General features: G+C 70.7%; 24 protein-coding genes and 3 tRNA genes. 8 read left to right on the top strand and 19 right to left on the bottom strand.

From position 1 onward, the window contains the following. Window positions 1-36: 36 nt before the first annotated feature. From QC818_RS16090 to lhpI, 5 genes are all read right to left on the bottom strand, one after another. Complete coding sequence (locus QC818_RS16090) at window positions 37-702, bottom strand: fumarylacetoacetate hydrolase family protein (protein ID WP_309653877.1); 666 nt, start codon at window positions 700-702, stop codon at window positions 37-39. Window positions 703-768: 66 nt separating this feature from the next. Next, window positions 769-1764, bottom strand: coding sequence for an ectoine hydroxylase (gene thpD, locus QC818_RS16085; RefSeq protein ID WP_309653876.1), 996 nt, complete (start codon window positions 1762-1764; stop codon window positions 769-771). Window positions 1765-1925: 161 nt separating this feature from the next. After that, complete coding sequence (locus QC818_RS16080) at window positions 1926-3218, bottom strand: NAD(P)/FAD-dependent oxidoreductase (RefSeq protein ID WP_309653875.1); 1293 nt, start codon at window positions 3216-3218, stop codon at window positions 1926-1928. Beyond that, window positions 3215-4681 carry a Na+/H+ antiporter NhaC gene (gene nhaC, locus QC818_RS16075; RefSeq protein ID WP_309653874.1) on the bottom strand — a complete coding sequence of 489 codons (1467 nt, stop codon included), beginning with the start codon at window positions 4679-4681 and terminating at the stop codon, window positions 3215-3217. Before nhaC ends, QC818_RS16080 begins: the two co-directional genes overlap by 4 nt. A gap of 82 nt (window positions 4682-4763) precedes the next feature. Beyond that, a complete protein-coding gene (gene lhpI, locus QC818_RS16070) occupies window positions 4764-5726 on the bottom strand; it encodes a bifunctional Delta(1)-pyrroline-2-carboxylate/Delta(1)-piperideine-2-carboxylate reductase (protein ID WP_309653873.1) in 963 nt (320 codons plus the stop codon). A 122-nt stretch (window positions 5727-5848) separates the two neighbouring features. On the opposite strand from lhpI, the gene QC818_RS16065 reads away from it, so the two are divergent. Beyond that, the gene (locus QC818_RS16065; RefSeq protein ID WP_309653872.1) at window positions 5849-6649 is read left to right on the top strand and encodes a helix-turn-helix transcriptional regulator; all 801 of its coding nucleotides are present in this window, start codon (window positions 5849-5851) and stop codon (window positions 6647-6649) included. A gap of 772 nt (window positions 6650-7421) precedes the next feature. Continuing rightward, window positions 7422-7895: a hypothetical protein gene (locus QC818_RS16060; protein WP_309653871.1), complete on the top strand. Its 474-nt coding sequence runs from the start codon at window positions 7422-7424 to the stop codon at window positions 7893-7895. A gap of 115 nt (window positions 7896-8010) precedes the next feature. Here QC818_RS16060 and QC818_RS16055 read toward each other — a convergent pair. The 7 genes from QC818_RS16055 to QC818_RS16025 all read right to left on the bottom strand — a co-directional run bounded on the left by QC818_RS16055 (window position 8011) and on the right by QC818_RS16025 (window position 12639). Further along, window positions 8011-8086, bottom strand: a tRNA-Thr gene (locus QC818_RS16055). A 92-nt stretch (window positions 8087-8178) separates the two neighbouring features. Further along, window positions 8179-8253: transfer RNA gene (locus QC818_RS16050), tRNA-Gln, on the bottom strand. Window positions 8254-8258: 5 nt separating this feature from the next. After that, a tRNA-Phe gene (locus QC818_RS16045) sits at window positions 8259-8334 on the bottom strand. 92 nt (window positions 8335-8426) lie between these two features. Continuing rightward, window positions 8427-8699: an oxidative damage protection protein gene (locus QC818_RS16040; RefSeq protein ID WP_309653870.1), complete on the bottom strand. Its 273-nt coding sequence runs from the start codon at window positions 8697-8699 to the stop codon at window positions 8427-8429. Window positions 8700-8726: 27 nt separating this feature from the next. Then, window positions 8727-9818, bottom strand: a complete 1092-nt coding sequence (gene mutY / locus QC818_RS16035; protein WP_309653869.1) for an A/G-specific adenine glycosylase — start codon at window positions 9816-9818, stop codon at window positions 8727-8729. 65 nt (window positions 9819-9883) lie between these two features. Next, window positions 9884-12190 carry an AsmA family protein gene (locus QC818_RS16030; protein WP_309653868.1) on the bottom strand — a complete coding sequence of 769 codons (2307 nt, stop codon included), beginning with the start codon at window positions 12188-12190 and terminating at the stop codon, window positions 9884-9886. Continuing rightward, window positions 12187-12639: an acetyl-CoA sensor PanZ family protein gene (locus QC818_RS16025; protein ID WP_309653867.1), complete on the bottom strand. Its 453-nt coding sequence runs from the start codon at window positions 12637-12639 to the stop codon at window positions 12187-12189. Before QC818_RS16025 ends, QC818_RS16030 begins: the two co-directional genes overlap by 4 nt. Window positions 12640-12877: 238 nt before the next feature. Between QC818_RS16025 and hisB the strand changes: the two genes are divergently transcribed. From hisB to hisF, 4 genes are all read left to right on the top strand, one after another. Continuing rightward, a complete protein-coding gene (hisB, locus tag QC818_RS16020) occupies window positions 12878-13471 on the top strand; it encodes an imidazoleglycerol-phosphate dehydratase HisB (RefSeq protein WP_309653866.1) in 594 nt (197 codons plus the stop codon). A gap of 28 nt (window positions 13472-13499) precedes the next feature. Beyond that, window positions 13500-14141: an imidazole glycerol phosphate synthase subunit HisH gene (gene hisH / locus QC818_RS16015; protein ID WP_309653865.1), complete on the top strand. Its 642-nt coding sequence runs from the start codon at window positions 13500-13502 to the stop codon at window positions 14139-14141. A 106-nt stretch (window positions 14142-14247) separates the two neighbouring features. Then, window positions 14248-15000, top strand: a complete 753-nt coding sequence (gene hisA, locus QC818_RS16010) for a 1-(5-phosphoribosyl)-5-[(5-phosphoribosylamino)methylideneamino]imidazole-4-carboxamide isomerase (protein ID WP_309653864.1) — start codon at window positions 14248-14250, stop codon at window positions 14998-15000. 2 nt (window positions 15001-15002) lie between these two features. After that, a complete protein-coding gene (gene hisF, locus QC818_RS16005) occupies window positions 15003-15776 on the top strand; it encodes an imidazole glycerol phosphate synthase subunit HisF (protein WP_309653863.1) in 774 nt (257 codons plus the stop codon). A 195-nt stretch (window positions 15777-15971) separates the two neighbouring features. Here the strand turns inward: hisF and QC818_RS16000 are convergent, their stop codons facing one another. Further along, the gene (locus tag QC818_RS16000; RefSeq protein WP_309653862.1) at window positions 15972-16553 is read right to left on the bottom strand and encodes a YjaG family protein; all 582 of its coding nucleotides are present in this window, start codon (window positions 16551-16553) and stop codon (window positions 15972-15974) included. A gap of 63 nt (window positions 16554-16616) precedes the next feature. Further along, window positions 16617-16910 carry an MGMT family protein gene (locus tag QC818_RS15995; RefSeq protein WP_309653861.1) on the bottom strand — a complete coding sequence of 98 codons (294 nt, stop codon included), beginning with the start codon at window positions 16908-16910 and terminating at the stop codon, window positions 16617-16619. Window positions 16911-16954: 44 nt separating this feature from the next. Between QC818_RS15995 and QC818_RS15990 the strand changes: the two genes are divergently transcribed. Continuing rightward, window positions 16955-17647 carry a type 1 glutamine amidotransferase gene (locus QC818_RS15990; protein ID WP_309653860.1) on the top strand — a complete coding sequence of 231 codons (693 nt, stop codon included), beginning with the start codon at window positions 16955-16957 and terminating at the stop codon, window positions 17645-17647. Between the two features lie 3 nt (window positions 17648-17650). On the opposite strand, the gene mnmH is transcribed toward QC818_RS15990, so the two are convergent. From mnmH to QC818_RS15965, 5 genes are all read right to left on the bottom strand, one after another. Beyond that, window positions 17651-18772 carry a tRNA 2-selenouridine(34) synthase MnmH gene (mnmH, locus tag QC818_RS15985; protein ID WP_309653859.1) on the bottom strand — a complete coding sequence of 374 codons (1122 nt, stop codon included), beginning with the start codon at window positions 18770-18772 and terminating at the stop codon, window positions 17651-17653. Continuing rightward, complete coding sequence (gene selD / locus QC818_RS15980) at window positions 18769-19809, bottom strand: selenide, water dikinase SelD (RefSeq protein ID WP_374710098.1); 1041 nt, start codon at window positions 19807-19809, stop codon at window positions 18769-18771. The genes mnmH and selD overlap by 4 nt, the downstream gene beginning before the upstream one ends. Window positions 19810-19855: 46 nt before the next feature. Beyond that, window positions 19856-21232: a DNA repair protein RadA gene (radA, locus tag QC818_RS15975; protein ID WP_309653857.1), complete on the bottom strand. Its 1377-nt coding sequence runs from the start codon at window positions 21230-21232 to the stop codon at window positions 19856-19858. Window positions 21233-21315: 83 nt separating this feature from the next. Further along, on the bottom strand, window positions 21316-21765 hold the full coding sequence (locus tag QC818_RS15970; protein WP_309653856.1) for a copper resistance protein NlpE N-terminal domain-containing protein: 450 nt from the start codon (window positions 21763-21765) through the stop codon (window positions 21316-21318). Between the two features lie 107 nt (window positions 21766-21872). After that, the gene (locus QC818_RS15965) at window positions 21873-22769 is read right to left on the bottom strand and encodes an AEC family transporter (protein WP_309653855.1); all 897 of its coding nucleotides are present in this window, start codon (window positions 22767-22769) and stop codon (window positions 21873-21875) included. 118 nt (window positions 22770-22887) lie between these two features. Between QC818_RS15965 and hisC the strand changes: the two genes are divergently transcribed. After that, window positions 22888-23943, top strand: a complete 1056-nt coding sequence (gene hisC / locus QC818_RS15960) for a histidinol-phosphate transaminase (protein ID WP_309653854.1) — start codon at window positions 22888-22890, stop codon at window positions 23941-23943. The last annotated feature ends 460 nt before the right edge of the window (window positions 23944-24403 follow it).

The following is a 24403-nucleotide window of genomic DNA, read 5'->3' as shown; positions in this document are numbered from 1 at the left end:
CAGGGGCCCTTGTCGTTGGTGGCCCGGGGGGTCGGCCTAGTCGATTACCCGGGTGCTCACCTCCAGCCCCCCGGTCAGCGTCAGGCTCAGCTCGGCGCCCCGCGGCAGCGGCCCCACCCCGGCCGGCGTGCCGGTGAGCACCACATCGCCCGGCTCCAGGGTGAAGTGGCGGCTCATCTCGGCGACCAGCTCCGGCACCGGGAACAGCATATCGGCCCCGTGGCCGTGCTGGCGCTCCTCGCCGTCCACCGCCAGGGTGAAGGCCAGGGCGCTCCAGTTGGGCACCTCGGCCAGCGGCAGGAAGGCCGACAGCGGGCAGGCGCCGTCGAAGGCCTTGGCCCGCTCCCAGGGATGCCCCTTCTCCTTGAGCCGCGCCTGGACGTCGCGCAGGGTCAGGTCCAGCGCCAGGCCGATGCCGACGATGGCCTGCTCCGCCTCGGCGGCGGTGGCCTCGCTGACCGGCGCGCCGATCAGCAGCGCCAGTTCGGTCTCGAAGTGCACCTCGCCGCGGGCGAAGGGGGCCTCGATCGGCGCCTCGAGCGCCACGGCGCTGGAGGCCGGCTTGATGAACAGCAGCGGCTCGCTGGGCACCGGGTTGTCCAGTTCCCGGGCGTGGTCGGCGTAGTTGCGGCCGACGCAGACGATCTTGCCCAGCAGCCAGGACGTCTCCCGGCCATCGGTGAAACGGGGTACGAAGCGCATTCCGACTCGACTCCTTGTGCGGATGGGGCCCGACGCGGGGCAGACACCGCCAGTCTACCCCCCGCATCAGGCGTCCGGCGACCAGGCCTCGTCGGGGTCGTGAGCCAGGAAGCGCGGACGCCGCTTGGCGGCGGCGTAGGGCTCGCCGCAGCGGTTGTCGCGGCGGTTGTAGACGAAGAAGACGTTGCTGCGCGGGTCCGGCGACATGTTGGCGTTGGAGCCGTGCAGGGTGTTGCAGTCGAACAGCAGCAGGCCGCCGGCGGCCCCGGTGGGCGCCTCGATGCCGTGGCGATCGATCAGCCGGCGCAGCGCCTCGCGGCTCGGCACGCCGAACTCCTGGGTCTTGAGCGACTGCTTGTGATGATCCTCCGGGGTCTCGCCCAGGCAGGGCACGAACACCCGGTGTGATCCCGGGATCAGCATCAGCGGGCCGTTGAAGGTGTGGTTGTCGGTGAGCACGATGGAGGCGCTCACGGCGTGCATTGCCGGCATGCCGTCCTCGGCGTGCCAGGTCTCGAAGTCCGAGTGCCAGTTGAAGCCCTTGCCCTCGAAGCCGGGCTTGTAGTTGATCCGCGACTGATGGACATAGGGCTCGCCGCCGAGGATCTGCCGGGCCCGGCCGGTCAGGCGCTCGTCGTTGGCCAGGCGACCGAAGATCCGCGACAGGAAGTGCACCGCGAACAGCGAGCGGATCTCGTTGCCCTGGGGCTCGGTGATGCTGAAGTCGCGGCCCCGGTAGTCGTCGCGCTCGAGCAGGCGACCGAGCTCCCGACGCAGCTCGTCGAGCTCGTCGCCGCGCAGGAAGTCCGGCTCGAAGAGGAAGCCCTGGCGCTCGAACGCATCGAGCTGCGCCGAGGTGAGCGGCCCCTCGCGATCGCGCCCCTTGACCACGGCCTCCTGGCGGTTGAGCCAGGGCAGGTCGAGGGGTTCGGCGAGGCGGGTGGGATAGGGGTCCTCCCCGGGCAGCGGGGCGCTGCGCACCCGGCTCTCGGGGTCGGGGGAATCGACGATGAACTGGGTCGCCTGGTCCAGCGGTCGGTTGGACGATGTCTGCACTGACATCCAATACCTCCTGTAGCAGTCGGAATGGGTTCAGATTCGATCTCGTGACCGACGGCGGTCAGCCGCACGGCGGGGCCTCGAGGGACCTGCGCAGGGGACGTGGTGACGCCGCCCGGGGTTTTCAAGGCCCCGGGATCCTCGCATCCTCCCGGGGCCTGCGGCTAGGGGGCGGCGATGTCGGGCGATGCACGGCGGGCAGCGAAACGGCTCACCCGATAGGGGGCGAGCTCCAGGCCCGGGCGCTCGCCGGCCACCAGGGCCGCGACCTGCTCCGCGCTGATCGCCGCCTGGGTCAGCCCCAGGTGCTGATGGCCGAAGGCGAAGTGCACCGCCGGATAGGCCGGGTGGGTATCGATGACCGGCAGGGAATCCGGCAGGGTCGGCCGAAAGCCCATCCATTCCTCGGCGTTCTCGTCGAGGCCGCGCCCGTCCTCCAGCAGGCCACCGGCGTGATGGCGCAGCGAGGCGTAGCGGCGCGCCACCGGCGGCAGCGACAGGCCGCCGAGCTCGGTGAAGCCGACGACGCGCAGGCCACAGTCCATGGGCGTCATCACGCAGCGCCGCTCCGCCGAGCCCACCGGCTGACGCAGGGCCCGGCCGCGCCCGGGCAGGGTCAGGTGATAGCCCCGCTCGGTCTCCAGGGGCACCGAGAGCCCCAGGCCGGCGGCCAGGCGGTGGCTCCAGGCCCCCGCCGCCACCACCGCCTGGGCCGCGTCGAGCGCGCCCTGATCGGTGTGCAGCCGGACGCCCTCGCCCCGGGGCTCGAGGCGCTCGACACGGGCCTGGCGGATCGCCCCGCCGCGAGCGCGGAAGGCCTCGGCCAGGCGCCTCACCAGGGCGTAGGGATCCCGCACCTGGTGGGCGCCGGGGAAGAAGAGGCCGTGACTGAGCGCGCCGGAAAGGCCCGGCTCCCGGGCGCGCAGCACCTCGCCCTCGAGCCATTCCACCGCATGCCCCCAGCGCTCCAGGTGTGCCATCCGGGCCCTGGCGGCCTCCCGCCCCTGCGGGGATTCCCAGACCAGCAGGTAGCCCGAGGCCACCAGTTCGTCCTCGGCGCCGATATCGGCCAGGCAGCGCCGCCAGGCATCCACCGAGGCCCCGTTGAGGGCCGCCAGGGCCCGGCGCCCCCGGCGGACCCGGGCCGGGGCCGCCGCGGCGAGAAAACGCGCCAGCCAGGGGGCCAGCCGTGGCAGGTAGCGCCACGGCAGGGCCAGGGGGCCATGGCGATCGAGCCACAGGCGCGGGGCCTGGCGCAGCATGGCCGGCGTCGACAGCGGATCGATCAGCTCGGTGGCCAGGAAGCCGGCATTGCCGTAGGAGGCGCCCTCCCCGGGGCCTCGGGGATCGAGCACGGTGACGGCGAGGCCCTGTCGCTGCAGGGCCAGCGCGGTGGTCATGCCGACCACGCCGGCGCCCACCACCGCGACCCGCGCGCGAGAGACCGCCTCGCTCATCCCCGCTTCTCCGCCAGGGCCGCGGCCTCACTGCCTTCTCCCTCGGCGGCGTCGGCGCGCCTGGAGAACCAGCCCAGCTGGGCATAGAGGATGCCGAACAGCGGCGACAGCCAGCAGGCGAAGGCCAGGGGGATGTAGAGCAGCTGGCTGAAGTCGCCGGCGGTCACGGTCAGGCCCAGGGCGCCGATCACGAAGGCTCCTCCCGCGTTCCAGGGCACCAGCGGCGAGACCAGGGTGCCGCCCTCCTCGATGGCCCGGGACAGGTTCAGCCGCGAGTAGCCCACCCGGTCGTAGGCCGGCTTGTACATGCGCCCCGGCAGGGCGATGGACAGGTAGACGTCGCCGGAGACCACGTTGGTGGCGATGGAGGTCAGGATGGCGCTGGTCTGCAGGCCGCGGAAGCCCTCGAGGCGCTTCATGATGGCGCCGACGATGGCCTCCAGGCAGCGGGTGCGCTCGAGCGCGCCGCCGTAGGCCAGGGCGAACATCATCAGGGTCACCACCCAGGTCATGGAGGTGACGCCGCCGCGGTTGAGCAGGCTGTCCAGGGTCGCGGTGCCGGTCTCGATGGCAAAGCCGCTGTGGGCGAAGGTCAGGGCATCGTGGACGGAGGCGCCCTGGGTCAGGATGGCCACGCCGCCGCCCAGCATCACGCCGATGAACAGGGCCGGGATCGGCGCCACCTTGAAGAAGGCCAGGCCGATGACCACCACCAGCGGCAGCAGCTGCCAGACACCCATCTCGAAGCCGTCGGCCAGTCCCTGCTTGATGGTCTCGATGCGCGCCAGGGAGTCGCCCGCCCCGCCCTCGGCGCCGCCCACCACCAGGTACACCGCCAGGGCGATCAGCATGGCGGGAATGGTGGTCGGCAGCATGTAGCGGATGTGATCGAAGATGTTGGTCTCGGTCACCGCCGGGGAGAGGTTGGTGGTGTCCGACAGCGGCGAGATCTTGTCGCCGAAGAAGGCCCCGGAGACCACCGCGCCGGCGGTCCAGTAGATCGGCACGCCGAAGGCGTCGCCGATGCCGATCAGCGCCAGGCCCACGGTGCCCACGGTGGTCCAGGAGGAGCCGATCGACAGCGAGACCATGGAGCACATCAGCATCGCCGCGGCCAGGAACCAGCGGGGGTCGATCAGCTCGAGCCCCAGGTAGATGAGCATCGGCACGGTGCCGCTGGCGATCCAGGTGCCCACCAGCATGCCAACGATGATCAGGGTGGCGATGGACGGCATGGCCACGTGCAGCACCTGGAAGGCGCCGGCCTCGATGTCCTTCCAGCGATAGCCCTGCAGCCAGCCGACCAGGGCGGTGATGCCGAAGCCGATGGCCAGCGGGATGTGCGGGGTGAAGTCGTCGTAGTAGAAGATCTGCACGCCCAGCAGGGCGATGGTCAGCACGATGGGGATCAGCGCCAGGGGCAGCCGCGGCATGGGGATCGCGGGGGTCGAATAGTCTTTCATCTCGTCTTGCACTCCCGGGCGAGCGAGCCCGCCCTCGTTGTCGTTGTGTCGCAGGAGTCGGGCGGCGGGAGCCGCCCCGGGCTCAGGCCTGTGTCGCTCGGCGTTCGTAGGCCAGGATGGCGGCGGCCAGGTCCTCCACCGAGGCACCCACCGACTTGAAGACGGTGATCGCCTGCTCCGGGTCGGCCAGCGCGCCGCGGCCGGCATGGCGGCCCGCGCAGAGGTCGGGGAAGTCGGCGAGGATGTCGGCCTCGGCGATCACGCCGCTCTCGAGCGGGTCGATCAGGTCGCCGGTCTCGCTCAGGGCCCCGGCGCGGGTATCGACGAAGATGGCGCCGCGACGCATCACCTCGTCGTCGGCCTCGCGCATGAAGGGCGTGAAGCTGCCCACTAGGTCCAGGTGCGCGCCGGGCGTCAGCCATTCGCCGCGGATCAGCGGGTCGCGGCTGAGGGTGGCGCAGCTGATGATGTCGGCACGGCCGGCGGCCTCGGCCAGCCCCTCCGCCGGCACCACCTCGGCCTCGAGCCCCTCCGCCTGGAGGTCGGCGACCAGCGCCGCCGCCGAGGTCTCGCGGATGTCCCAGACGCGGACCCGCTCGATGGGCCTGACGGCCCGATGGGCAGGGATCAGCCGGCGCCCCATGCGGCCGGCGCCGACCATCAGCAGTTCGCTGGCGTCTTCCCGGGCCAGGTAACGCGCGGCCAGGGCCGAGGCCGCCGCGGTGCGCCGGGCGGTGAGCTCGTTGCCGTCCAGCTGGGCCAGGTGACGGCCGGTACGGGCGCAGCTCAGCAGGTAGTGGCCGCTGAGGCCCGGCTCGCCCCGCTGGCTGTTGCCGGGGAAGACGTTGACCTGCTTGACGCCCAGGTACTGGCCCTCGAGCCAGGCCGGCATCAGCAGCAGGGTGGCGTCCGGGTCGCCGGGCACCTGCATGTGGTGATGATGGCGCACCGGCGAGTGCACGGTGCGGGTGAAGATGTCGTCCAGGGCGTCCACCATGGCGCCCCAGGGCAGGGCCTGGGTCACTTGCTCGGCGTCGAGATACATGTCAACCTCTTTTCAACTGTGCTTGTTCAGCCAGTCTACGAGGGGCATCGCCCGGTCTCTTGATCCTGTCTCCGCAAGCGTTGTCCCAGGCTCCGCTATCGCCCCGTTCCCGAGGGGGCCCCATGTCCCAGACCCAGGCCCGTTGCAACCGCATCGCCCGCTCCTCCGGCGAGCACTGTCACGACCATCACCAGCTCATGCTGGGATGGCGCGGCGCCATGGACTACGAGTTCAGCCGCGGCGGCGAGCGCCTGGTGCTCGGCCAGGCCGCCATCCTGCCCCACCGCGAACCGCACACCTACCTGGGCCGCGAGGAGGACAGCGAGGTGCTGGTGATCGACCTCGACGGCGACGATCCCTGCCTGGCCTCGCTGGAGGCCAGCTGCGCCCTGGCGCTACGCGAGTCGCTGTTCGCCGAGGCCCGGTCGCTCAGCCTGCCCCCCACCCTGCTGCCGATGGTCGAGTTCGCCACGGGACAGCTGAAGGCGGCACGCACCGCCGAGCAGCGCAGCCTGGTCAACCACCAGCTGGCGGTGCTGTTCGTCAGCCAGTTCTGCCAGCTGCTCGCCCCGGACGCGACCGGAACGGCGCGCCGGGATCGCCTCTCCGCCGTGGCCCTGGATGCCTTCATCGACGAGCGCCTGGCCGCGCCGCCGGACAACCGGGCCCTGGCCGAGGCCATGCACCTCGGCCAGAGCCAGCTTCACCTGCTCTGCCAGCGCCAGTTCGGCATGACACCGCAGCAGTACGTGATGAGCCGACGCCTGCAATGGGCCCGCTACTGGCTGTGCCAGACCCGACGCTCGGTGGGCGAGATCGCCCTCGACCTGGGTTTCACCGACGTCTCGAGCTTCTCCCGCGCCTACCGCCGCCGCATGGGACACCCGCCCAGCCAGGCACGATCCGACCTCGCCGGCCCCTGAGCTGACCGAGCGTCACACGATTGCAAGACGGCCCCGACACAATGGCCTGGTCTCTCGAGGGAGATGATCCGGGATGGCCCGGTAATGGGAGCGAGAACTTGGCCTGCAGCCTGCAGGCCTTTTTTTGTCCCGTTTCGGCAGGTGCCCTGGCCATCTCCTGGCCCTGCAGTCGGCCCCGTATATCAGCAAAACTGCATCCATATACATTTAGGATCGGATGTGGAAGCATGGAGGGGCTTACCCTTCCCCCTATTGGTAAGCCCCTCTCACCCGCCACGCCCCTGGCGGGTGTTTTTTGTCCCGGCTCCCGACGCCGCCCCGCCCATACCGCGCTCCGCCCCGGGCGCAGCCTTGCGACACTTTCCACTCAGGCGAGAAAAGAGAAGCATTGCCGTTTACAGGGTGTGCCTCCAATGCGAAAATAAGCCTGCTTACATTCTCCCATCCCCCGCGTGTAAGCCACTTCCAGCCCGCTGCCTCCAGCGGGCCTTTTTCGTCCTCTCGCCCGTCGCCGACGGTTAAGATTTCATGACATCCCGATCGTGCCCTTATCGTCTCGGGCACGCCCTCCCTAGACTCAGGCGCCCACCCGTTGCACCCCGCTTGGGGTGGGCCCTTGAGCCCCGATGCGGGGGCTCCTTTGCCGCCTTCCCGTCTTGCCGAGCCATCACGGCCGGCCCAGGAGGCCGGCGGCGTGAACGGCTCCGCGGCGCCCTGGCCCCGGGCTTGTGCTACCTTCCTGTAATCGACACGACCGCAACGGTGATCAAGGATGATCAAGCCCGCCCTGCTGCTGGCCGCGACCCTGCTGGCGCTACCCGCCCAGGCCCAGGTCTACAAGTGCCGGATCGGCGACGCCACGCTCTATCAGGAGACGCCCTGCCCGGGGGCCTCAGCGCCCCTCGACGGCGGCGGCCTGACCATTCACGAGGCCCCGGACTACAGCGGCTTCCCCGACCTACGCCGCGACGACGCCCGACCAGCGCGCCGGCCGGCCAGCAGCCCCAGCCACTTCCAGTCTTCCCTCACGCAACGCAATGCCCGCGTGCGCGCGCACGCCAGGGGAGAAATCATCCCGGGCATGACCAAGGGACAGGTGATCGCCATGCTCGGGGAACCGGACTACCGGCGAAGGTACCGGCGCTCGACTGGCGTGACGTGCGAGGTCCTGACCTGGCATGACCCGCGCTTTGTCGAGTATGACCACTACCGCGCCAACCTCTGCGACGGCATCGTCGTCGACTGACTCGGCATGTGATTGGACGGAGGGGTGTGGACACAATGTGGACACACACGAAAAAGCCGCCCTTGTGAGGCGGCTTTTGAATGCTCGTAGTGCGCTGATTTTGCAGGGCTTTTGATGGTGCCGGCACCAGGAGTCGAACCCGGGACCTACTGATTACAAGTCAGTTGCTCTACCAACTGAGCTATGCCGGCAACGCCGCCTGCCTTCAGCTCGGGGGAGGGTACCCCCTGAGCAGAAAGACCGTGAACTCGCGTTCACGGCCTTTCGAGAACTTAGGTTGGCGTGGCTGGGGTAGCAGGATTCGAACCTGCGCATGCCGATACCAAAAACCGGTGCCTTACCGCTTGGCTATACCCCAGCAAGTGGTGGCCAGAGACGGAATCGAACCGCCGACACGGGGATTTTCAATCCCCTGCTCTACCGACTGAGCTATCTGGCCCTCGCCAACGGTGCGTATTAAACCGTAATGGCCCGCTCGCGTCAACCTTTCGTTTTCAAAAAGTTGGGCGCGGCCAGCGACATCCTCTGCGCTCAGCGCTCGGGCGGCACATACCCTTCGGCCTGGTCGGTCTCGCGGTTGTCGAGGAAGCGCTCCAGCTGGTCCATCAGGTATTCGCGCGCCTCGGGCTCCAGCATGTTGAGGTGCTTCTCGTTGATCAGTCGAGTCTGCAGGGCCTGCCACTCTTCCCAGGCCTGCTTCGAGACGCTGGCCTGGATCTCCTGGCCCTTGGCGCCGGGCAGCGGCGGGAACGGCAGGGCCTCGAGCTCTTGCTGGTACTTGCGGCAGAAGACGGTCTGGCTCATCGGGCGTTTCTCCTGGGTGGCGGGATATCAGGTCGCGTCCTGGACGCTCAGGGTGAAGGGGCGCAGCGCATCCAGCAAGCCCTTCACCGGCGCGGCCAGGCCGATATCGCCGGGGGCGGCGGGGTCGACCCAGCGGCGCGCCTCGCCCACGGCGTCGAGACGGGCGACACGTGCCGGCCTGGGGGTGATCTCGAGGCGAAAGTGGCTGAACACATGGGTGAAGGACGCCCAGGGCGCCTCCAGCCGCGCTCCCAACGCGTGCGCGTCGAGCCAGGCCTGGAGCGCGTCGTCGGTCTCGAACTGGGGCAGGCACCACAGGCCGCCCCACAGGCCGGCGGAGGGACGCTGCTCCAGCAGCACCCGGCCGTCGGCGTCCTGCAGCAACAGCATCGTCGCCTGCCGCTTGGGGGTCGCCTTCTTCGGCTTGGACTCGGGGAAGCGACGCGTCTCGTCCCGCGCGCGGGCCAGGCAGACGTCCTCGAAGGGGCAGCGCTGGCAGTCGGGCTGGCCGCGCCGGCACAGGGTCGCGCCCAGGTCCATCATCGCCTGGGTGAAGTCGACCACCCGGGCCTCGGGGGTATAGCGCTCGGCCAGCGCCCACAGCCGCCGCTCCACCGCCGGCCGCCCCGGCCAGCCCGCCACGGCATGCAGGCGGGTGAGCACGCGCTTGACGTTGCCGTCGAGGATCACCGCCCGTTGGCCGGTGCTCTGGGCGATGATCGCCCCGGCGGTGGAGCGACCGATGCCCGGCAGCGCGGCCATGGCGTCGAGGCTGTGCACCGGGAAGTCGCCGCCGTGCTCGTCCACCACCACCCGGGCGGCCTTGTGCAGGTTGCGCCCGCGGGCGTAGTAGCCGAGGCCGGTCCACAGATGCAGCACCTCGTCCTGCTCGGCGGCGGCCAGCGAGCGCACGTCGGGAAACCGCGCCATGAAGCGCTCGAAATAGGGGATCACGGTGGCGACCTGGGTCTGCTGCAGCATGATCTCCGAGACCCACACCCGGTAAGGGGTGCGGTCGTGCTGCCAGGGCAGGTCGTGGCGGCCATGGACATCGAACCAGGCGAGCAGGCGACGCCGGAAGGCATCGGGGCACAGGATCTCGGGGGGCGTCTCCGTCATGGGCATTCTCGACACGAAAAAAAGCGCCGACGCGAAGGTCGGCGCAGGGACTGGCTATAGCTTGCTCACTGGAAGAGACCCTCCAGGGCGTCGCGAAGTTCCTCCCCGGCCTCCCCGGCCTCGTCGCCGAGGCGCTCCTGGAGCTCCTCGCCTACCCGGCGGGTCGCCTCGCGGCGCAGCAGGTCGCCCAGGGTGGCGCGGAAGGCCTCGCGGTCGAAGCGGCACCACTCGGCGCTGTCGCCGCCGAGCTCGCCGTCGCAGTGCACCGGGAAGGGCACGTCGACCAGCCGCGGATTGACCTCGCAGGCGGCATCCACGCTCTCGGTGAAGCGCGCGTCGGCGCCCAGCGCGAAGCGCTGGCTGGTCAGGTCGAGACGCCCCTCGCCGCCCAGGGCGATGCCCGGCAGGGTGACGGTCAGGTCGTCGGTCTCGGCCACGCCGTCGCGAATCACGAAGCTGGCCTCGGCGCGCCGGAAGCGGGTGTCGGCGGCCCAGTCGCGGCGGGTCTGCTCGCCTTCCAGCCGCGCCACCGAGGTGCACAGCTCGCGGGAGACGTTGGTGCCGACGATGCGTCCCTCGTCCATGCGCGCGGTCAGCCGGCCGTTCAGGCCGCGCTTGAGCTCGGCGAGGCGGTTGCCGCGGGTCTCGAGCTCGCCATCGGCGTTCAGGCGCCCCGCCAGGGCGGGCGGGTCGTCGCTCAGGGAATCCAGCAGGGCGCCCAGGCGCAGCGCCTCGACACGCGGCGTCAGGCGCCAGCGCAGCGGCGTCTCGCGGGCGTCCAGCTCGCCGGTGGCGGTCAGGCGCCCGTCGTGGAAGCCGGACTCGAAGGCCTCCAGGCGATGGCGGCCATCGCGGCCGACGAGGCGCAGCGACACGTCGCCGAACGTCTGGCCCATCAGCCCCAGCTCACCGAGGCGCAGCTCGGCGTCCAGGGACAGGTCCGCCAGCCAGCCGGCCGGCACCAGCTCGCCGCCCCCGTCCTCGGCGAAGGCCCTCCCCACGCCGGGCAGGCTCGGCCCGCCGGCGGCCATGGGCCGGTCGTCCGGCGGCAGGTAGCCATCCAGGTCCAGGCGGTCGCCCTGCAGGTCGGCCTCCAGGCGCGTGCCGTCGAAGCGGCCGCCCAGCTGGCCGCTGAGGGTGCTGCCGTCCAGGCTCAGGGTCAGGCCATCCAGGCTCACCGCCTCGAGGTCGCCGCTGATCGGGCTGGTCAGGGCCACTCGCTTGAGGGAGGCGTTGTCGGCCATGGCCGGCATGGCATCCAGGCGAATCAGCCAGGGGCGCAGCGACATCTCGGCCAGCTGGAGCTGCCCCTCGTAGCGCGGGCTCGCGGCCAGGTCGTGGAAGGCGAGGTTGCCGGTCAGCTCGAGGCCGTCGGGGCCGGTCAGCGCCAGCTCGTGCAGCCGCGCCGTGCGGGCGGCCAGGTCGGCTTCCAGGCGGAAGGCCAGCGACAGCGGCAGGCGCTTCTCGCCCAGCCGGGGGTGCAGCAGGCTGGCCTCGAGGCGGCTGCCATTCAGGGCGAGGTGCTCGCCGGCCAGGTCGACGACCAGCGCCTCGGCGTCCAGGCGCGCCTCCTGGGCGGGCTCGCCGTCGCCCAGGCGCGTGCTGGATTCCAGGGTCAGCTTGTTGAAGACATGGCGGCCCTCGGCCAGCCCCAGGTCGACCCGGGCCTCGAGCCCCAGCTGGCTGATCACCCGCGGCGTCCCGGCCTCGAGGCCGTCGCGCAGCGCCACCTCGAGGCTGGCGCTCAGCGGGAAGGGCCGGTCGGGATTGACGTTGTTGCCGGTGATATCGACCCCCTCGAGGGTCAGGGCGCGACCGGCCCGGGCGTCGCGGTAGTCGATGCGGCCGTCGCGGATCTCGACGCTGGCGATGTTGAGCGCCACCGCCAGGCCGCCGGCATCGGGGTTGGGGCCGGCAGAGGCCGGTGCCAGCACGGCTTCCGCCTCCTCGCCGCGGCTGCGCAGCCGCTCGATCAGCGTCTGCCAGTTGCCCCGACCCTCGGCATCGCGCTCCAGGTGCAGGTTCAGGCCATCCAGGGTCAGGCCGTCGATGGCGATCTCGCCGCGCAGCAGGGGGGCGAAGGCCAGGCTGACCTCGGCGTGGTCGAAGGCGGCGAAGGGCGCGGCCTCGGGGGGCTGGGTGGGCAACCGTGCCTCGGCGGACTCGACGCCGACCCCCAGCCGCGGGTAGAAGGACCAGGTCAGGGGGCCATCGAGCTCCAGTTCCAGCCCGCTGTGCTCGCGGACCACGTCCACCAGCCGCGGCTTGAGGTCCTCGGGGTCGAAGAAGGTGGTGATGAACACCACGGCGCCGACCAGCACCAGGCCGAGGACCCCGATGGCGGCCAGCAGGGTACGCAGGATTCGCTTCATTGCCCGGCTCCTTTGGGCGTCAGATCCAGTTCGAAATAGTCGCCGGCATGGGTCAGGCGATAGCCCATGCGGCCCAGCATCACCTGGTCGGCCATGGTCAGCTGGGCGGTCGTCACCCTCAGCCGAACCCCTTCGTCATGGGCCGCCTCGCCGATCAGCGCCAGCAGCCGCGAGCCCACGCCGCGGCGCCGGGTGGTCTTGCGCACGCAGAGATGCGACAGCCACCAGGCCTCGGCGTCGGGCGAGACCGCCACGGCGCCCAGCAGGCGGTCGTTGAAGCGGGCGCAGCAGAAGAAGCGGTGTGCCGACAGGTGGTCGTCGACGAAGGCCTCGGGGGGGCGCGGCAGGCGCTCGAGAGGCGCATCGGCGTAGATGCGAACCAGGTCGGTGCGGATCTGGGCGTCCGCGTCCCAGGCCGCTTGATCGACGCGCTGAAGCGTGACCGGCATGCAGGTGTCTCCTGAAGCTCCGGCAGGCGGCGCCTGCTCCTGGATGGGAAGGCCATCGTAGCGGGCGGGGCCGGAGCCACGGCATGCGGCCCTCGGCCCTGCCCCTGGTGGGGGCATTGTAGCGGATGGGGGTGGCGTTTCACTATAATGGCAGCCTTGCAACGACGGGGCCGCCCCGTCCGTATCGCCGCGACGGCGACCCCCATCCCGACACGCGCCCAGGCGCTGGAGACCCGACATGTCCGAGCGTATCGCCACGGTCACCCGCGACACCAAGGAAACCCAGATCACCGTCACCGTGAACCTCGACGGCGAGGGCCGGCTGAACTGCGAGACCGGCGTTCCCTTCCTCGATCACATGCTGGACCAGGTGGCCCGCCATGGCCTGATCGACCTGGACATCGAGGCCGTGGGCGATCTGCATATCGACGATCACCATACCGTCGAGGACCTGGGCATCACCCTGGGCCAGGCCTTCGACAAGGCGATCGGCGACAAGCGCGGCATCTACCGCTACGGCCACGCCTACGTGCCGCTGGACGAGGCGCTGTCGCGGGTCGTGGTAGACTTCTCGGGGCGCCCGGGCCTGTTCATGGACGTCGAGTTCACCCGCGCCACCCTCGGCCGGCTGGACACCCAGCTGTTCTGGGAGTTCTTCCAGGGCTTCGTCAACCACGCCCGGGTCACCCTGCACATCGACAACCTGAAGGGCTTCAACGCCCACCATCAGGCGGAGACCATCTTCAAGGCCTTCGGGCGGGCGCTGCGCATGGCCGCCTCCGAGGATCCCCGCATGGCCGGCCAGATGCCGTCCACCAAGGGCAGCCTGTGACCCCGCCGACCGACACGAGGAGCCTTCCATGACCATTGCCGTCATCGACTACGGGATGGGCAACCTGCATTCCGTCGCCAAGGCACTGGAACATGTCACCCATGAGCACGTGGTGGTGACCCGCGATGCGCGCCGCATCCATGGCGCCACCCGCCTGGTGCTGCCCGGCCAGGGCGCCATCCGCGACTGCATGGGCGAGCTCGAGCGCACCGAACTGCGCGGCCTGGTCGAGGAGCTGCTGGCCCAGCAGGCCAAGCCGCTGCTGGGCATCTGCGTGGGCCAGCAGATGCTGCACGACCACAGCGAGGAGAACGGCGGCATCGACTGCCTGGGCTTCATGCCCGGCGAGGTGAAGCGCTTCCCCACCGACATGCGCGACGACGGCGGCCACCGCCTGAAGGTGCCGCACATGGGCTGGAACCTGGTGCGCCAGCGCCACGACCACCCGCTGTGGGCCGGCATCGACGACCAGGAGCACTTCTACTTCGTGCACGGCTACTATGTGGCGGCCACCGAGGACGCCCAGGTGTTCGGCACCACCGACTACGGGCGTGTCACCGCCCACGTGGCCACCGGCCGCGACGCCACCTTCGCCGTGCAGTTCCACCCGGAGAAGAGCTCCCGGGCCGGCCTCAAGCTGCTGGAGAACTTCGTGCAGTGGACGCCCTGAGCGGCCCCTGCCCCGGGCGCCGACGCGCCCGTGACGCTGCATTCATGGGCGCCCGCTGCCGCGCCCCAACAACAGGGCCCCTCGAGGCGCCCGTAGAGGACTGGACATGCTGGTAATCCCCGCCATCGATCTCAAGGACGGCAAGTGCGTCCGTCTCAAGCAAGGCCGGATGGACGACGCCACCACCTACGGCGACGACCCGGTGGCCATGGCCGCCCGCTGGGTCGAGGCCGGCGCCCGCCGCCTGCACCTGGTCGACCTCAACGGCGCCTTCGAGGGCGCGCCGGTCAACGGCGAGGCGGTCACCGCCATCGCCCGCGCCTACCCGGACCTGCCGATCCAGATCGGCGGCGGCATCCGCGAGGCCGCGACCATCGAGCATTACCTGGAGGCCGGCGTGTCCCAGGTGATCATCGGCACCAAGGCGGTCAAGGAACCGGCCTTCGTCACCGAGATGTGCCGGGCCTTCCCCGGCCACGTGATCGTCGGCCTCGACGCCCGCGACGGCTATGTGGCCACCGATGGCTGGGCCGAGGTCTCGACCCAGAAGGCCACCGAGCTGGCCAAGCGCTTCGCCGACGACGGCGTCTCCTCGATCGTCTACACCGATATCGCCCGCGACGGCATGATGGGCGGCGTCAACGTCGAGGCCACCGCCGAGCTGGCCCGGGAAGGCGGCCTGCCGGTGATCGCCTCCGGCGGCGTGACCAACCTCGACGACCTGCGCGCCCTGGTCGAGGCCCGCGAGCCGGGCATCCTCGGCGCCATCACCGGCCGCGCCATCTACGAGGGCAGCCTGGACGTGGCCGAGGCCCAGGCGCTGTGCGACGAACTCACCGGCCAACGCGACGGGAGCTGACCATGGGACTCGCCAAGCGCATCATCCCCTGCCTGGACGTCGACGCCGGCCGGGTGGTCAAGGGCGTCAACTTCATCGGCATCCGCGACGCCGGGGACCCGGTGGAGATCGCCCAGCGCTACAACCAGCAGGGCGCCGACGAGATCACCTTCCTCGACATCACCGCCAGCCACGAGGATCGCGGCACCACGGTGGAGATGGTCGAGCGCATCGCCGGCGAGGTGTTCATCCCGCTGACCGTGGGCGGCGGCATCCGCACCTGCGACGACATCCGCACCATGCTCAACGCCGGCGCCGACAAGGTGTCGATCAACACCGCCGCGGTGCACAACCCCGACTTCGTGCACGAGGCCGCCGAGCGTTTCGGCAGCCAGTGCATCGTGGTGGCCATCGACGCCAAGAAGGTCTCGAAGGAAGGCGAGGCGCCGCGCTGGGAGATCTTCACCCACGGCGGCCGCCGCCCCACCGGCCTCGACGCCGTGGAGTGGGCGAAGAGGATGGTCGAGCTCGGCGCCGGCGAGCTGCTGCTGACCAGCATGGATCGCGACGGCACCAAGGCCGGCTTCGATATCGGCGTGACCCACGCCATCTCCGAGGCGGTGAGCGTGCCGGTGATCGCCTCCGGCGGCGTCGGCAACCTCGACCACCTGGTGGAAGGCGTCAAGGACGGCGGCGCCGACGCGGTGCTGGCGGCCAGCATCTTCCACTTCGGCGAGTACACCATCCCCGAGGCCAAGCGCTATATGGCCGAGCGCGGGATCGAGATGCGGCTGTAGGAACCGGAGATTGATGGCTGCGCTCGCGACATCAATCCTCTCCGTTCCTTTTCCGGAAGCACGAAGGGCCCACCAGTCGGTGGGCCCTTCGCGTCAAAGGCTCGGAGGCCCCGCCTGCAGCGCTTTTCGTGGGAGCGCAATTTATTGCGCGAAGGGCGCCGCGAGGCGCCTGTCCCATGCCAAAGCAACGCGCGACTACTCCTCGCCGCCGAGCCCCAGGTTGCTGACGCCCTCGTTGCGGCCCAGCCGGCGCAGCGCCTTGAGGCCGTCGCGATCGAGCTCACCCTCCACCGCCTCGAGCACCGCGTCCTGGAAGTCGTTCTCGTCCGCCATCAGCGGGTGCTCGCGCACCAGGGCGGCGAGGCGCTCGCCGTCTTCCTCGCCCTCGGTCAGCTCGATAAAGGCCCTGACACCTCCTCTGGAGGTCTTGCTGACTTCCAGCACCGCCTCCGGCGACTCGCCGCGCAGGGTATCGAGCAGCGACGAGATCGCCACGACCGCCTCCAGGGCCCGCCGGGCACCGAAGCTGTCGTCCTCGGCCGGCGGCTCCAGCTCGGCCAGCTTCTCGGCCTGGCGCTCGAAGTCGATGCGCGCGTCCTTGACCGCCAGCCGCTCCCAGACCAGGTCGAGCACGGCGCGCAGCCCCCGGGGATCGCCCTGGCCGGAGGCCTCGGCGTAGAAGGCGTAGTTGGGCAGCAGCCGCTCGCACAGCGCGGCCATGAAGGCCTGCTGGCGGCGCGGGGGAAGCGCCTGCAGGCGCTGAAAGAAACCGCTCATGGACTCTCCTTGAAACCCTGTTGTCCGAGTCATTGATGGATAGCGCTGCCGGCATGTCGCCGCTCAAGGCCACATGCGCTCCGGCACGACCCTGCCCCGGGCGTCGAAGGCCACGCCCTCGTCGATCAGCCGGCGGCGCTGCTCGTCGGCCCCGGGATGCTCGGCCAGCCGGCGCGAGGCGGTGATCACCCGGAACCAGGGCAGGCCGTGCCCGGCGGGCAGCTCGCGCAGCGCCCGGGCCACCAGGCGGGGCGTGCCGCCCTCGGTCATGGCGGCGATGCGCCCGTAGGTGGTGACGCGCCCCGGCGGGATCTCGGCCAGCACGGTCAGTATCTGTTCCTTCAGGGCCGCCTTCATGTACCCTGCCTCCCCTTCCGCTTTCCCGTTCGGCGAGGTCGCCCATGCACCTTCACCTGCTCCAGCACAGCCCTCACCGCGGGCCCGCCCGCCTCGGCGACTGGCTTGACAGCATGGGGCACAGCCATACCGTCTTCCACCTGGACCAAGGCGAGCTGCCGCCCCGCCCCGGCGAGGCCGACGCCCTGGTCGTGCTCGATGGCCCCGAGGGAGCCGACCCGGCCCCCGGCTGGGAGCGCCGCGAGCGCAAGCTCATCGACCGGACCCTGGACGGGCACACGCCGCTGCTGGGCATCGGCTACGGCGCCCGGCTGATCGCCGAGGCGCTGGGCGCCACGGTGTCCCGCGGCACCCATGCCGAGACCGGCTGGCAGGCCATCACCCTGGCCGACGAGAGCCCCTTCGACCTGCCCGAGCGCTTCGAAGCCTTCACCTGGCATCGCGCCATCTTCGGCCTGCCGGACGACGCCCTGTCGCTGGGCGGCAGCCAGGCCAGCCCGCTGCAGGGCTTCGCCTGGGACGCCGGCCGGGTGGTGGGCCTGCTCTGCCACCTGGAGGCGACGCCGGAGAGCGTGGCCGCCATGCTGGATCACCTGCCGCGCCCCGAGGGCGACGCGCGCAGCCCCTATCGCCAGGATCGCGCCGCCATGCTCGAGGACGGCCGGCGCTTCGATCGCCTGGCCCCGCTGCTGGACCGGCTGATGACCCAGTGGCTGCGCCGCGTCCGGGCGGCCTGAGGCTCAGGCCGTGACGGGCCGGGGCGCGCCCCGGCGCTCGGCCTCGGCGGCCCAGTCCCGGGCGAAGGCCAGGCAGCTGTCCCAGTCGCCCACGTGGAGGAAGCGCCGGTCGTCGTGCTTCTCCAACTGGTAGCGATACATGGGGTCGTAGTATTCGGTGAGCAGCGGCGCCAGCCAGGCCTCGTGGGCCCGGCGATTGCCGCGCTCGTGCTCGCGGAAGGCCAGCCGCTGCAGGCGCTGCAGACGCTGCAGGCGGGCGCCGCCCAGCCGCTTGCGCAGCCGGCCGAGCGCCGTGGCCAGTTGCTTGCGCATCAGCGCCCAACCCAGCCAGTCGCCGCAATGATGCCGGTAGACCTCCCAGAGGTCGTCGATGTAGTCCTTGTGGATCTGCGCCAGCCGCCAGTCCAGGGGCATCTCGACCCGCACCCGCGGGGCGCCCTCCATGCCGCGCCAGAAGGCCAGCGGCACGTTGGCCGAGCCGATGTGGCGGGACTCGTCCTCGAGCACCACCGGCCCCGGCAGCTCCAGAAGGCGCCGCCCCAGGGCGTGCTCGAAGTCGATCTGCGACGGCGCCGACAGCGGGTGTCGACCGAAGGCCGAGCCCTTGTGACGGGCGCAGCCTTCCAGATCCAGGCCCTGGTCCAGGGCGTCGATCAGCGCCGTCTTGGCGCAGCCGGTGAGGCCGCCCACCACCAGCAGCGGCTGGTCGGCGGCGGCATCGATGCGCGCGCACAGCGCCTGGCGCATGGCCTTCCAGCCGCCGCGGATCCGCGGCCGGGTGATACCGGCCTCGGCCAGCCACTGCTGGGCGACCTGGGAGCGCAGCCCGCCGCGGAAGCAATAGACGATGGCATCCGGATGGGCCTCCAGCTCGCGGGCCCAGGCCGCGACCCGGCCGGCCTTGATGCCGCCGCTGACCAGACGCTCGCCCAGGGCGATGGCGGCCTGCTGGCCGCGACGCTTGTACTCGATGCCGACCAGGTGGCGCTCCTCGTCGTCCATCAGCGGCAGGTTGACCGCCCCGGGCAGGGCGCCCTGGGCGAACTCCACCGGGGCCCGCACGTCGATCAGCGGGCGGCCCTCGCGCAGCAGCGCGAGATCCGGCTCGACCAGCGGCAGGCTCATCCCCGCACCTCGATGCGCGCCGCGCCGCGCTCGGCGACGACCTCGCCGAAGGGCTCCAGCTCGAGGCCATGGGCCCGGCCGACGCGTTCCACGTCGTCCTCCCAGGAGGGGTGCACCGACAGCAGCAGGCCGCCGGAGGTCTGGGGATCGCACAGCCACTGCCAGTGGGCGTCGTCCATGGCCGGCAGGGCGGCCCCCAGGGCGTCCCGGTTGCGGCCGGTGCCGCCGGGCACCGCGCCCTGGCGGCGATAGGCCTCGGCCTCGGCCAGGCGCGGCAGACGGCGGAAGTCGATGCGCGCCGCCACGCCGCTGGCCTCGCAGACCTCGCTGAGGTGACCGGCCAGCCCGAAGCCGGTGACGTCGGTCATGGCATGCACGCCGGCGATCTTGGCCAGCTCCACGCCGATGCGGTTGGACTCGAGCATGGTGCGACGCGCCAGGCCCTGGTGGCCGGGCTGCAGCAGCCCCTGCTTCTCGGCGGTGGTCAGCAGGCCCACGCCCAGCGGCTTGGTCAGGTAGAGCAGGTCGCCCTCCTGGGCGCCCTTGTTGAGCTTGAGGTGCTCGAGGTCCACCAGGCCGTTGACCGACAGGCCGAAGATCGGCTCCGGGGCGTCGATGGAGTGCCCACCGGCCAGCGCCAGGCCGAGCTCGCGGCACACCGCCTGGGCGCCGGCCACCACGTCGCCGGCGATGTCGGGGCCGAGCTTGTCGAGCGGCCAGCCGAGGATGCCCAGCGCCATCACCGGCGAGCCGCCCATGGCGAAGACGTCGCTGATGGCGTTGGTGGCGGCGATGCGGCCGAAATCGAAGGGATCGTCGACGATCGGCATGAAGAAGTCGGTGGTGGCGATCATGCCGCGGCCGTCGCCCAGGTCGTAGACGGCGGCGTCCTCGCGCCCCTGGTTGCCGACGATCAGCCGGGAGTGGCTGGCGCCCGGCCCGGCCTTGGCCAGGATGCCGTCGAGGACGTCGGGGGCGATCTTGCAGCCACAGCCGGCGCCGTGGCTGTACTGGGTCAGGCGGATGGCACTCATCACGGTCTCCTTGGCGTCGTTATCGGCATTCTACAACAGAGCCCGCCCGTTACAGGGCCTCGAGGGCATCGGCCAGCTTGTCCACGGCCACCACCTCCATGCCCTCGGGAGACTGCTTGGGGGCGTTGGCGCGGGGCACGATGGCGCGCCGGAAGCCGTGCTTGGCGGCCTCGACGATGCGCTCCTGGCCGCTGGGCACCGGGCGGATCTCCCCGGACAGGCCCACCTCGCCGAACACCACCAGCTCGCGGGCCAGGGGGCGACTCTGGAGGCTGGAGACCACCGCCAGCAGCACGGCCAGATCGGCGCTGGTCTCCAGTACCTTGACCCCGCCCACCACGTTGAGGAAGACATCCTGGTCGCCGGTGAACAGGCCGCCATGGCGGTGCAGCACGGCCAGCAGCATGGCCAGGCGGTTCTGATCCAGGCCCACCGCCACCCGCCGCGGATTGCCCAGTGCCGAGTCGTCGAGCAATGCCTGCACCTCCACCAGGATCGGCCGGGTGCCCTCCCAGACCACCATCACCAGGCTGCCCGGGGCCTGCTCCTCGGTGCGCGACAGGAAGATGGCGCTGGGGTTCTTCACCTCCTTGAGGCCATGCTCGAGCATGGCGAACACGCCCAGCTCGTTGACCGCCCCGAAGCGGTTCTTCTGCCCACGCAGGGTCCGGAAGCGCGAATCGGCCCCGCCCTCGAGCAGCAGCGAGGCGTCGATCATGTGCTCGAGCACCTTGGGGCCGGCCAGGGTGCCGTCCTTGGTGACGTGGCCGACCAGCAGCAGCACGGTGCTCGACTGCTTGGCGAAGCGGGTCAGGGCCGCGGCGGACTCGCGCACCTGGGCCACTCCGCCCGGCGCGGAGGACACGTCCTCCAGGTGGGTGGTCTGGATGGAGTCGATGATCAGGATATCCGGACGCTCGCGCTCGGCCACCCCGAGGATGGTCTCGATGCTGGTCTCGGCGAGCATCTTGAGGCCCTGGGTGGGCAACTGCAGGCGGTGGGCGCGCATCGCCACCTGGGACAGCGACTCCTCGCCGGTGACGTAGAGCACCCGGCGCTGCTGGGCGAGCTTGCAGGCGGTCTGCAGCAGCAGGGTCGACTTGCCGGCGCCGGGATGGCCGCCCAGCAGCACCGCGGAGCCAGGCACCAGCCCGCCGCCCAGCACCCGGTCGAACTCCTCGAAGGTAGACGACAGCCGCGGCACCTCGCCGAGGTCGACCTGGGCCAGGTCGACCACCTCGCGGGACACGGCCCCGGCATAGCCGCCCCGCGACGCCGCGGCGCCGCCGCCGGCCCCGGGGCGCGCCGCCGAGAGGCGGACCTCGCTCAGGGTGTTCCATTCGCGGCAGCTGGTGCACTGCCCCTGCCACTTGCGGTATTCGGCACCGCACTCGGTGCACACGAAGGCACTTTTCGCTTTGGCCATGGGCTTCCGGGAGAGATAGGGTCAGCAAAGACGAAGGGGCGGCCCGATGGCCGCCCCTCCTGTCGGCGCCGCGCTCGCTCGCCTCAGAGGCGGTTGAGTCGCAGCATCTCGTTGTTCTGGAAGCGGCGACGCTGGGGGTCGATCAGCTCCAGGGTCTGGGGATCGAGGCGCAGGAAGTAGTAGACCTGGCCATCGCCTTCCGGGGTCAGCTCGTAGACGGTGGCCTCCGGGTCGTTGGCGGTGCCGCTCAGCACCTCCCAGTTGCCGGCGTAGCTCTCGTCCGGCGGGTTCTGCGGATGCCCCCGATAGGAGGCCTGCAGGTCGAAGGTGCGCTCGGCGGCGTTGCTCTGGGCATCGCCGACCAGGGTCACGTCCAGGTCGATCCCCTCGCAGTTGCGGCACGGCAGGGTGCCCTGATAGGTCCGTTCCGCGGTGTCCATCCCGGGCTCGGTGCCCTGCCCGGCGGGACCGGTCGCACAGCCCGCCAGCAGGGCGAGCATCGCGGAGCCGGCCAGCAAAGTCCTGATTTGCATCTTCGTCCTCCTAACCAATGGGCCTGACGCCGCCATCGCGGCCGTCTTCCCCACAGCATAACCTCTCGCGCAAATCGCGGACAGCCCGAACGCCACCCGGGGTGCCCTCAGCCGGCCATGGGCTGGACGTGCTCGAACACCCACCACAGCACCAGGGGCATCACCACCAGGCTGCCCAGGTTGCCGATCAGCACCAGCGAGGCGACCCGGTGGGGCTCCTGGCGGTACTGCTCGGCGACCAGGTAGTTGAGCACCGCCGGCGGCAGCGCGGCGAACACCCAGAGCGCCGCCGCCGATAGCCCCGAGAGCTCCAGCCAGACAACCATCGGCCAGGCCAGCACCAGCCCCGACAGCGGGCAGAGCACCGCGCCGAGCAGGCCGGTGCGCCAGTCGTCGAAGTCGATGTCGAGCATCCGCACGCCCAGGGCGAACAGCATCAGCGGAATGCAGACCCCGCCCAGCATGTCCAGGGACTCCAGCAGCCAGCCGGGCAGGGTGACGCCCCCCAGGTTGAGCCCCAGCCCGGCCAGGCTGGCGAGCACGATGGGCATGCGCAGCAGCCGCCACAGCGGCGTGCGCGGATCGAGCATGTAGAGCCCCACCGAGAAATGCAGCAGCATCTCGACGATGAACACCACCACCGCCGCGGGCAGGGCCGCCTCGCCGAAGGCCAGCACGATCAGCGGAATGCCCATGTTGCCGGAGTTGTTGAACATCATCGGCGGCAGGAAGGTCTTGGTCTCCAGGCGCAGCAGCTTGACTAGCGGCCACAGCAGCAGCCCCGAGCCGAGCACCACCACGGTGGCGGCCAGGGCCAGCCGGGCATAGTCGGTCAGCGGCGCCTCCCGGTCGGCGAGCACGGCGAACACCAGCATGGGCACGAAGAGCTCCATGTTGAGGGTGTTGAGGCCGCGGATGTCGGGACGGCGATAGCGCCCGTAGAGGGTGCCACAACCGGCGATCAGGAATACCGGCAGCAGGGTGGCGAGGATCTGGCCGATCATCGGGGAGCTTCCGTAGCAGGCGAAGAGACGAGGCCACAGCCTAGCATGGCCCGCGGCTTGCGCGGGCTCGTCGGGCGGGCGACCATGGCCGCATTGCCCCGAGACCCAGAGAGTGACGATGAGCAAGTTCTGGAGCCCCAAGGTCCGCGAGCTGACGCCCTATGTCCCCGGCGAGCAGCCCCGCGAGCGCCTGATCAAGCTGAACACCAACGAGAACCCCTACCCGCCGGCGCCCGGCGTCGAGCGGGCCCTGCGGGAGTTCCCCGCCGATCACCTGCGCCGCTACCCCGATCCCGACTCCCGCGCCCTGCGCGAAGCCCTGGCCCGGGAGTTCGGCGTCGAGGTCGAGCAGGTGTTCGTCGGCAACGGCTCCGACGAGGTGCTGGCCCTGGCCTTCCAGGCCTTCTTCTGTCACGACCGCCCGCTGCAGATGCCGGCGATCACCTACAGCTTCTACCCGGTCTATTGCCGGCTCTACGATGTGAAGCGCCGCACCCTGCCGCTGGACGACCAGTGGCGCGTCGACCTGGACGCCTTCTCGCCGGATGCCGGCGGCACCATCTTCGCCAACCCCAACGCGCCCACCGGCCATGGCCACGGTCGCGAGGCGATCGCCGGCCTGCTCGAGCGGGTCACCGCCTCGGTGGTGCTGGTCGACGAGGCCTACGTGGACTTCGGTGGCGAGAGCGCGGTGCCGCTGGTCGAGCGCTTCCCCAACCTGCTGGTCACCGGCACCTTCTCCAAGTCCCGCAGCCTGGCCGGCCTGCGGCTGGGCTACGCGGTGGGCTCCCGGGAGCTGATCGAGGGCCTCGAGCGGGTCAAGGACTCCTTCAACTCCTACCCGATCGACAGCCTGGCCAGCGCCGTGGGCATCGCCGCCCTGGAGGATCGTGCGCATTTCGATGCCTGCCGCGAGGCGGTGATCACCACCCGCGAGCGCACCCGTACCCGCCTGGAGGGGCTGGGCTTCCGGGTGCTGCCGTCGCAGAGCAACTTCCTGCTGGTCGGCCATCCCGAGCATGATGCCGCCCAGCTGTTCGTCGGCCTGCGCGAGCGCGGCATCCTGGTGCGCCACTTCAATACCGAGACGCTCGACGGCTGGCTGCGCATCTCCATCGGTACCGAGGACGAGATGGACAGCCTGATCGAGGGCCTGGAAAGCCTCTGCCGCTGATGTCCCGGCGTTCCGGAGGGCGACGCCCGCGACTCTCCGCGGGAACGCCCTTCGCTCTGCGCCGGCCCTTTTCGCTCGCCCAATAAGCAAAGCCCCGGCCTCTTTCGAGGCCGGGGCTTTTTCCGACTCAGTGCCTGACGAGGTGCGGGCCGACCCTCCAGCGGTCGACGGCCGAGGCTCTCCCTGGGGCCTCCTCCGCCCGATACGGCGCCTGTCGGCCCGACATGAAAAAACCCCGATTCGATGAGCCGGGGTTTTCTCGATATAAGTGCCTGTCGATGACCGGGCCGGCCCTCCGGCGGTCGGCGCCCGAGGCTCTCCATGGGAACGCCCCCGCCCGATACATCGCCTGTCGGACCGACATAAAAAAATCCCCCGGGACAAGCCCGGGGGATTTTTTTGATGTAAGTGCCTGACGATGACCTACTCTCGCATGGGAACTCCCACACTACCATCGGCG

The organism is Halomonas koreensis (assembly GCF_031451675.1).
Lineage (GTDB): Bacteria > Pseudomonadota > Gammaproteobacteria > Pseudomonadales > Halomonadaceae > Halomonas > Halomonas koreensis.
Note: the sequence above shows the minus strand (reverse complement) of the source record. Positions and strands in the feature narration are given on the sequence as shown.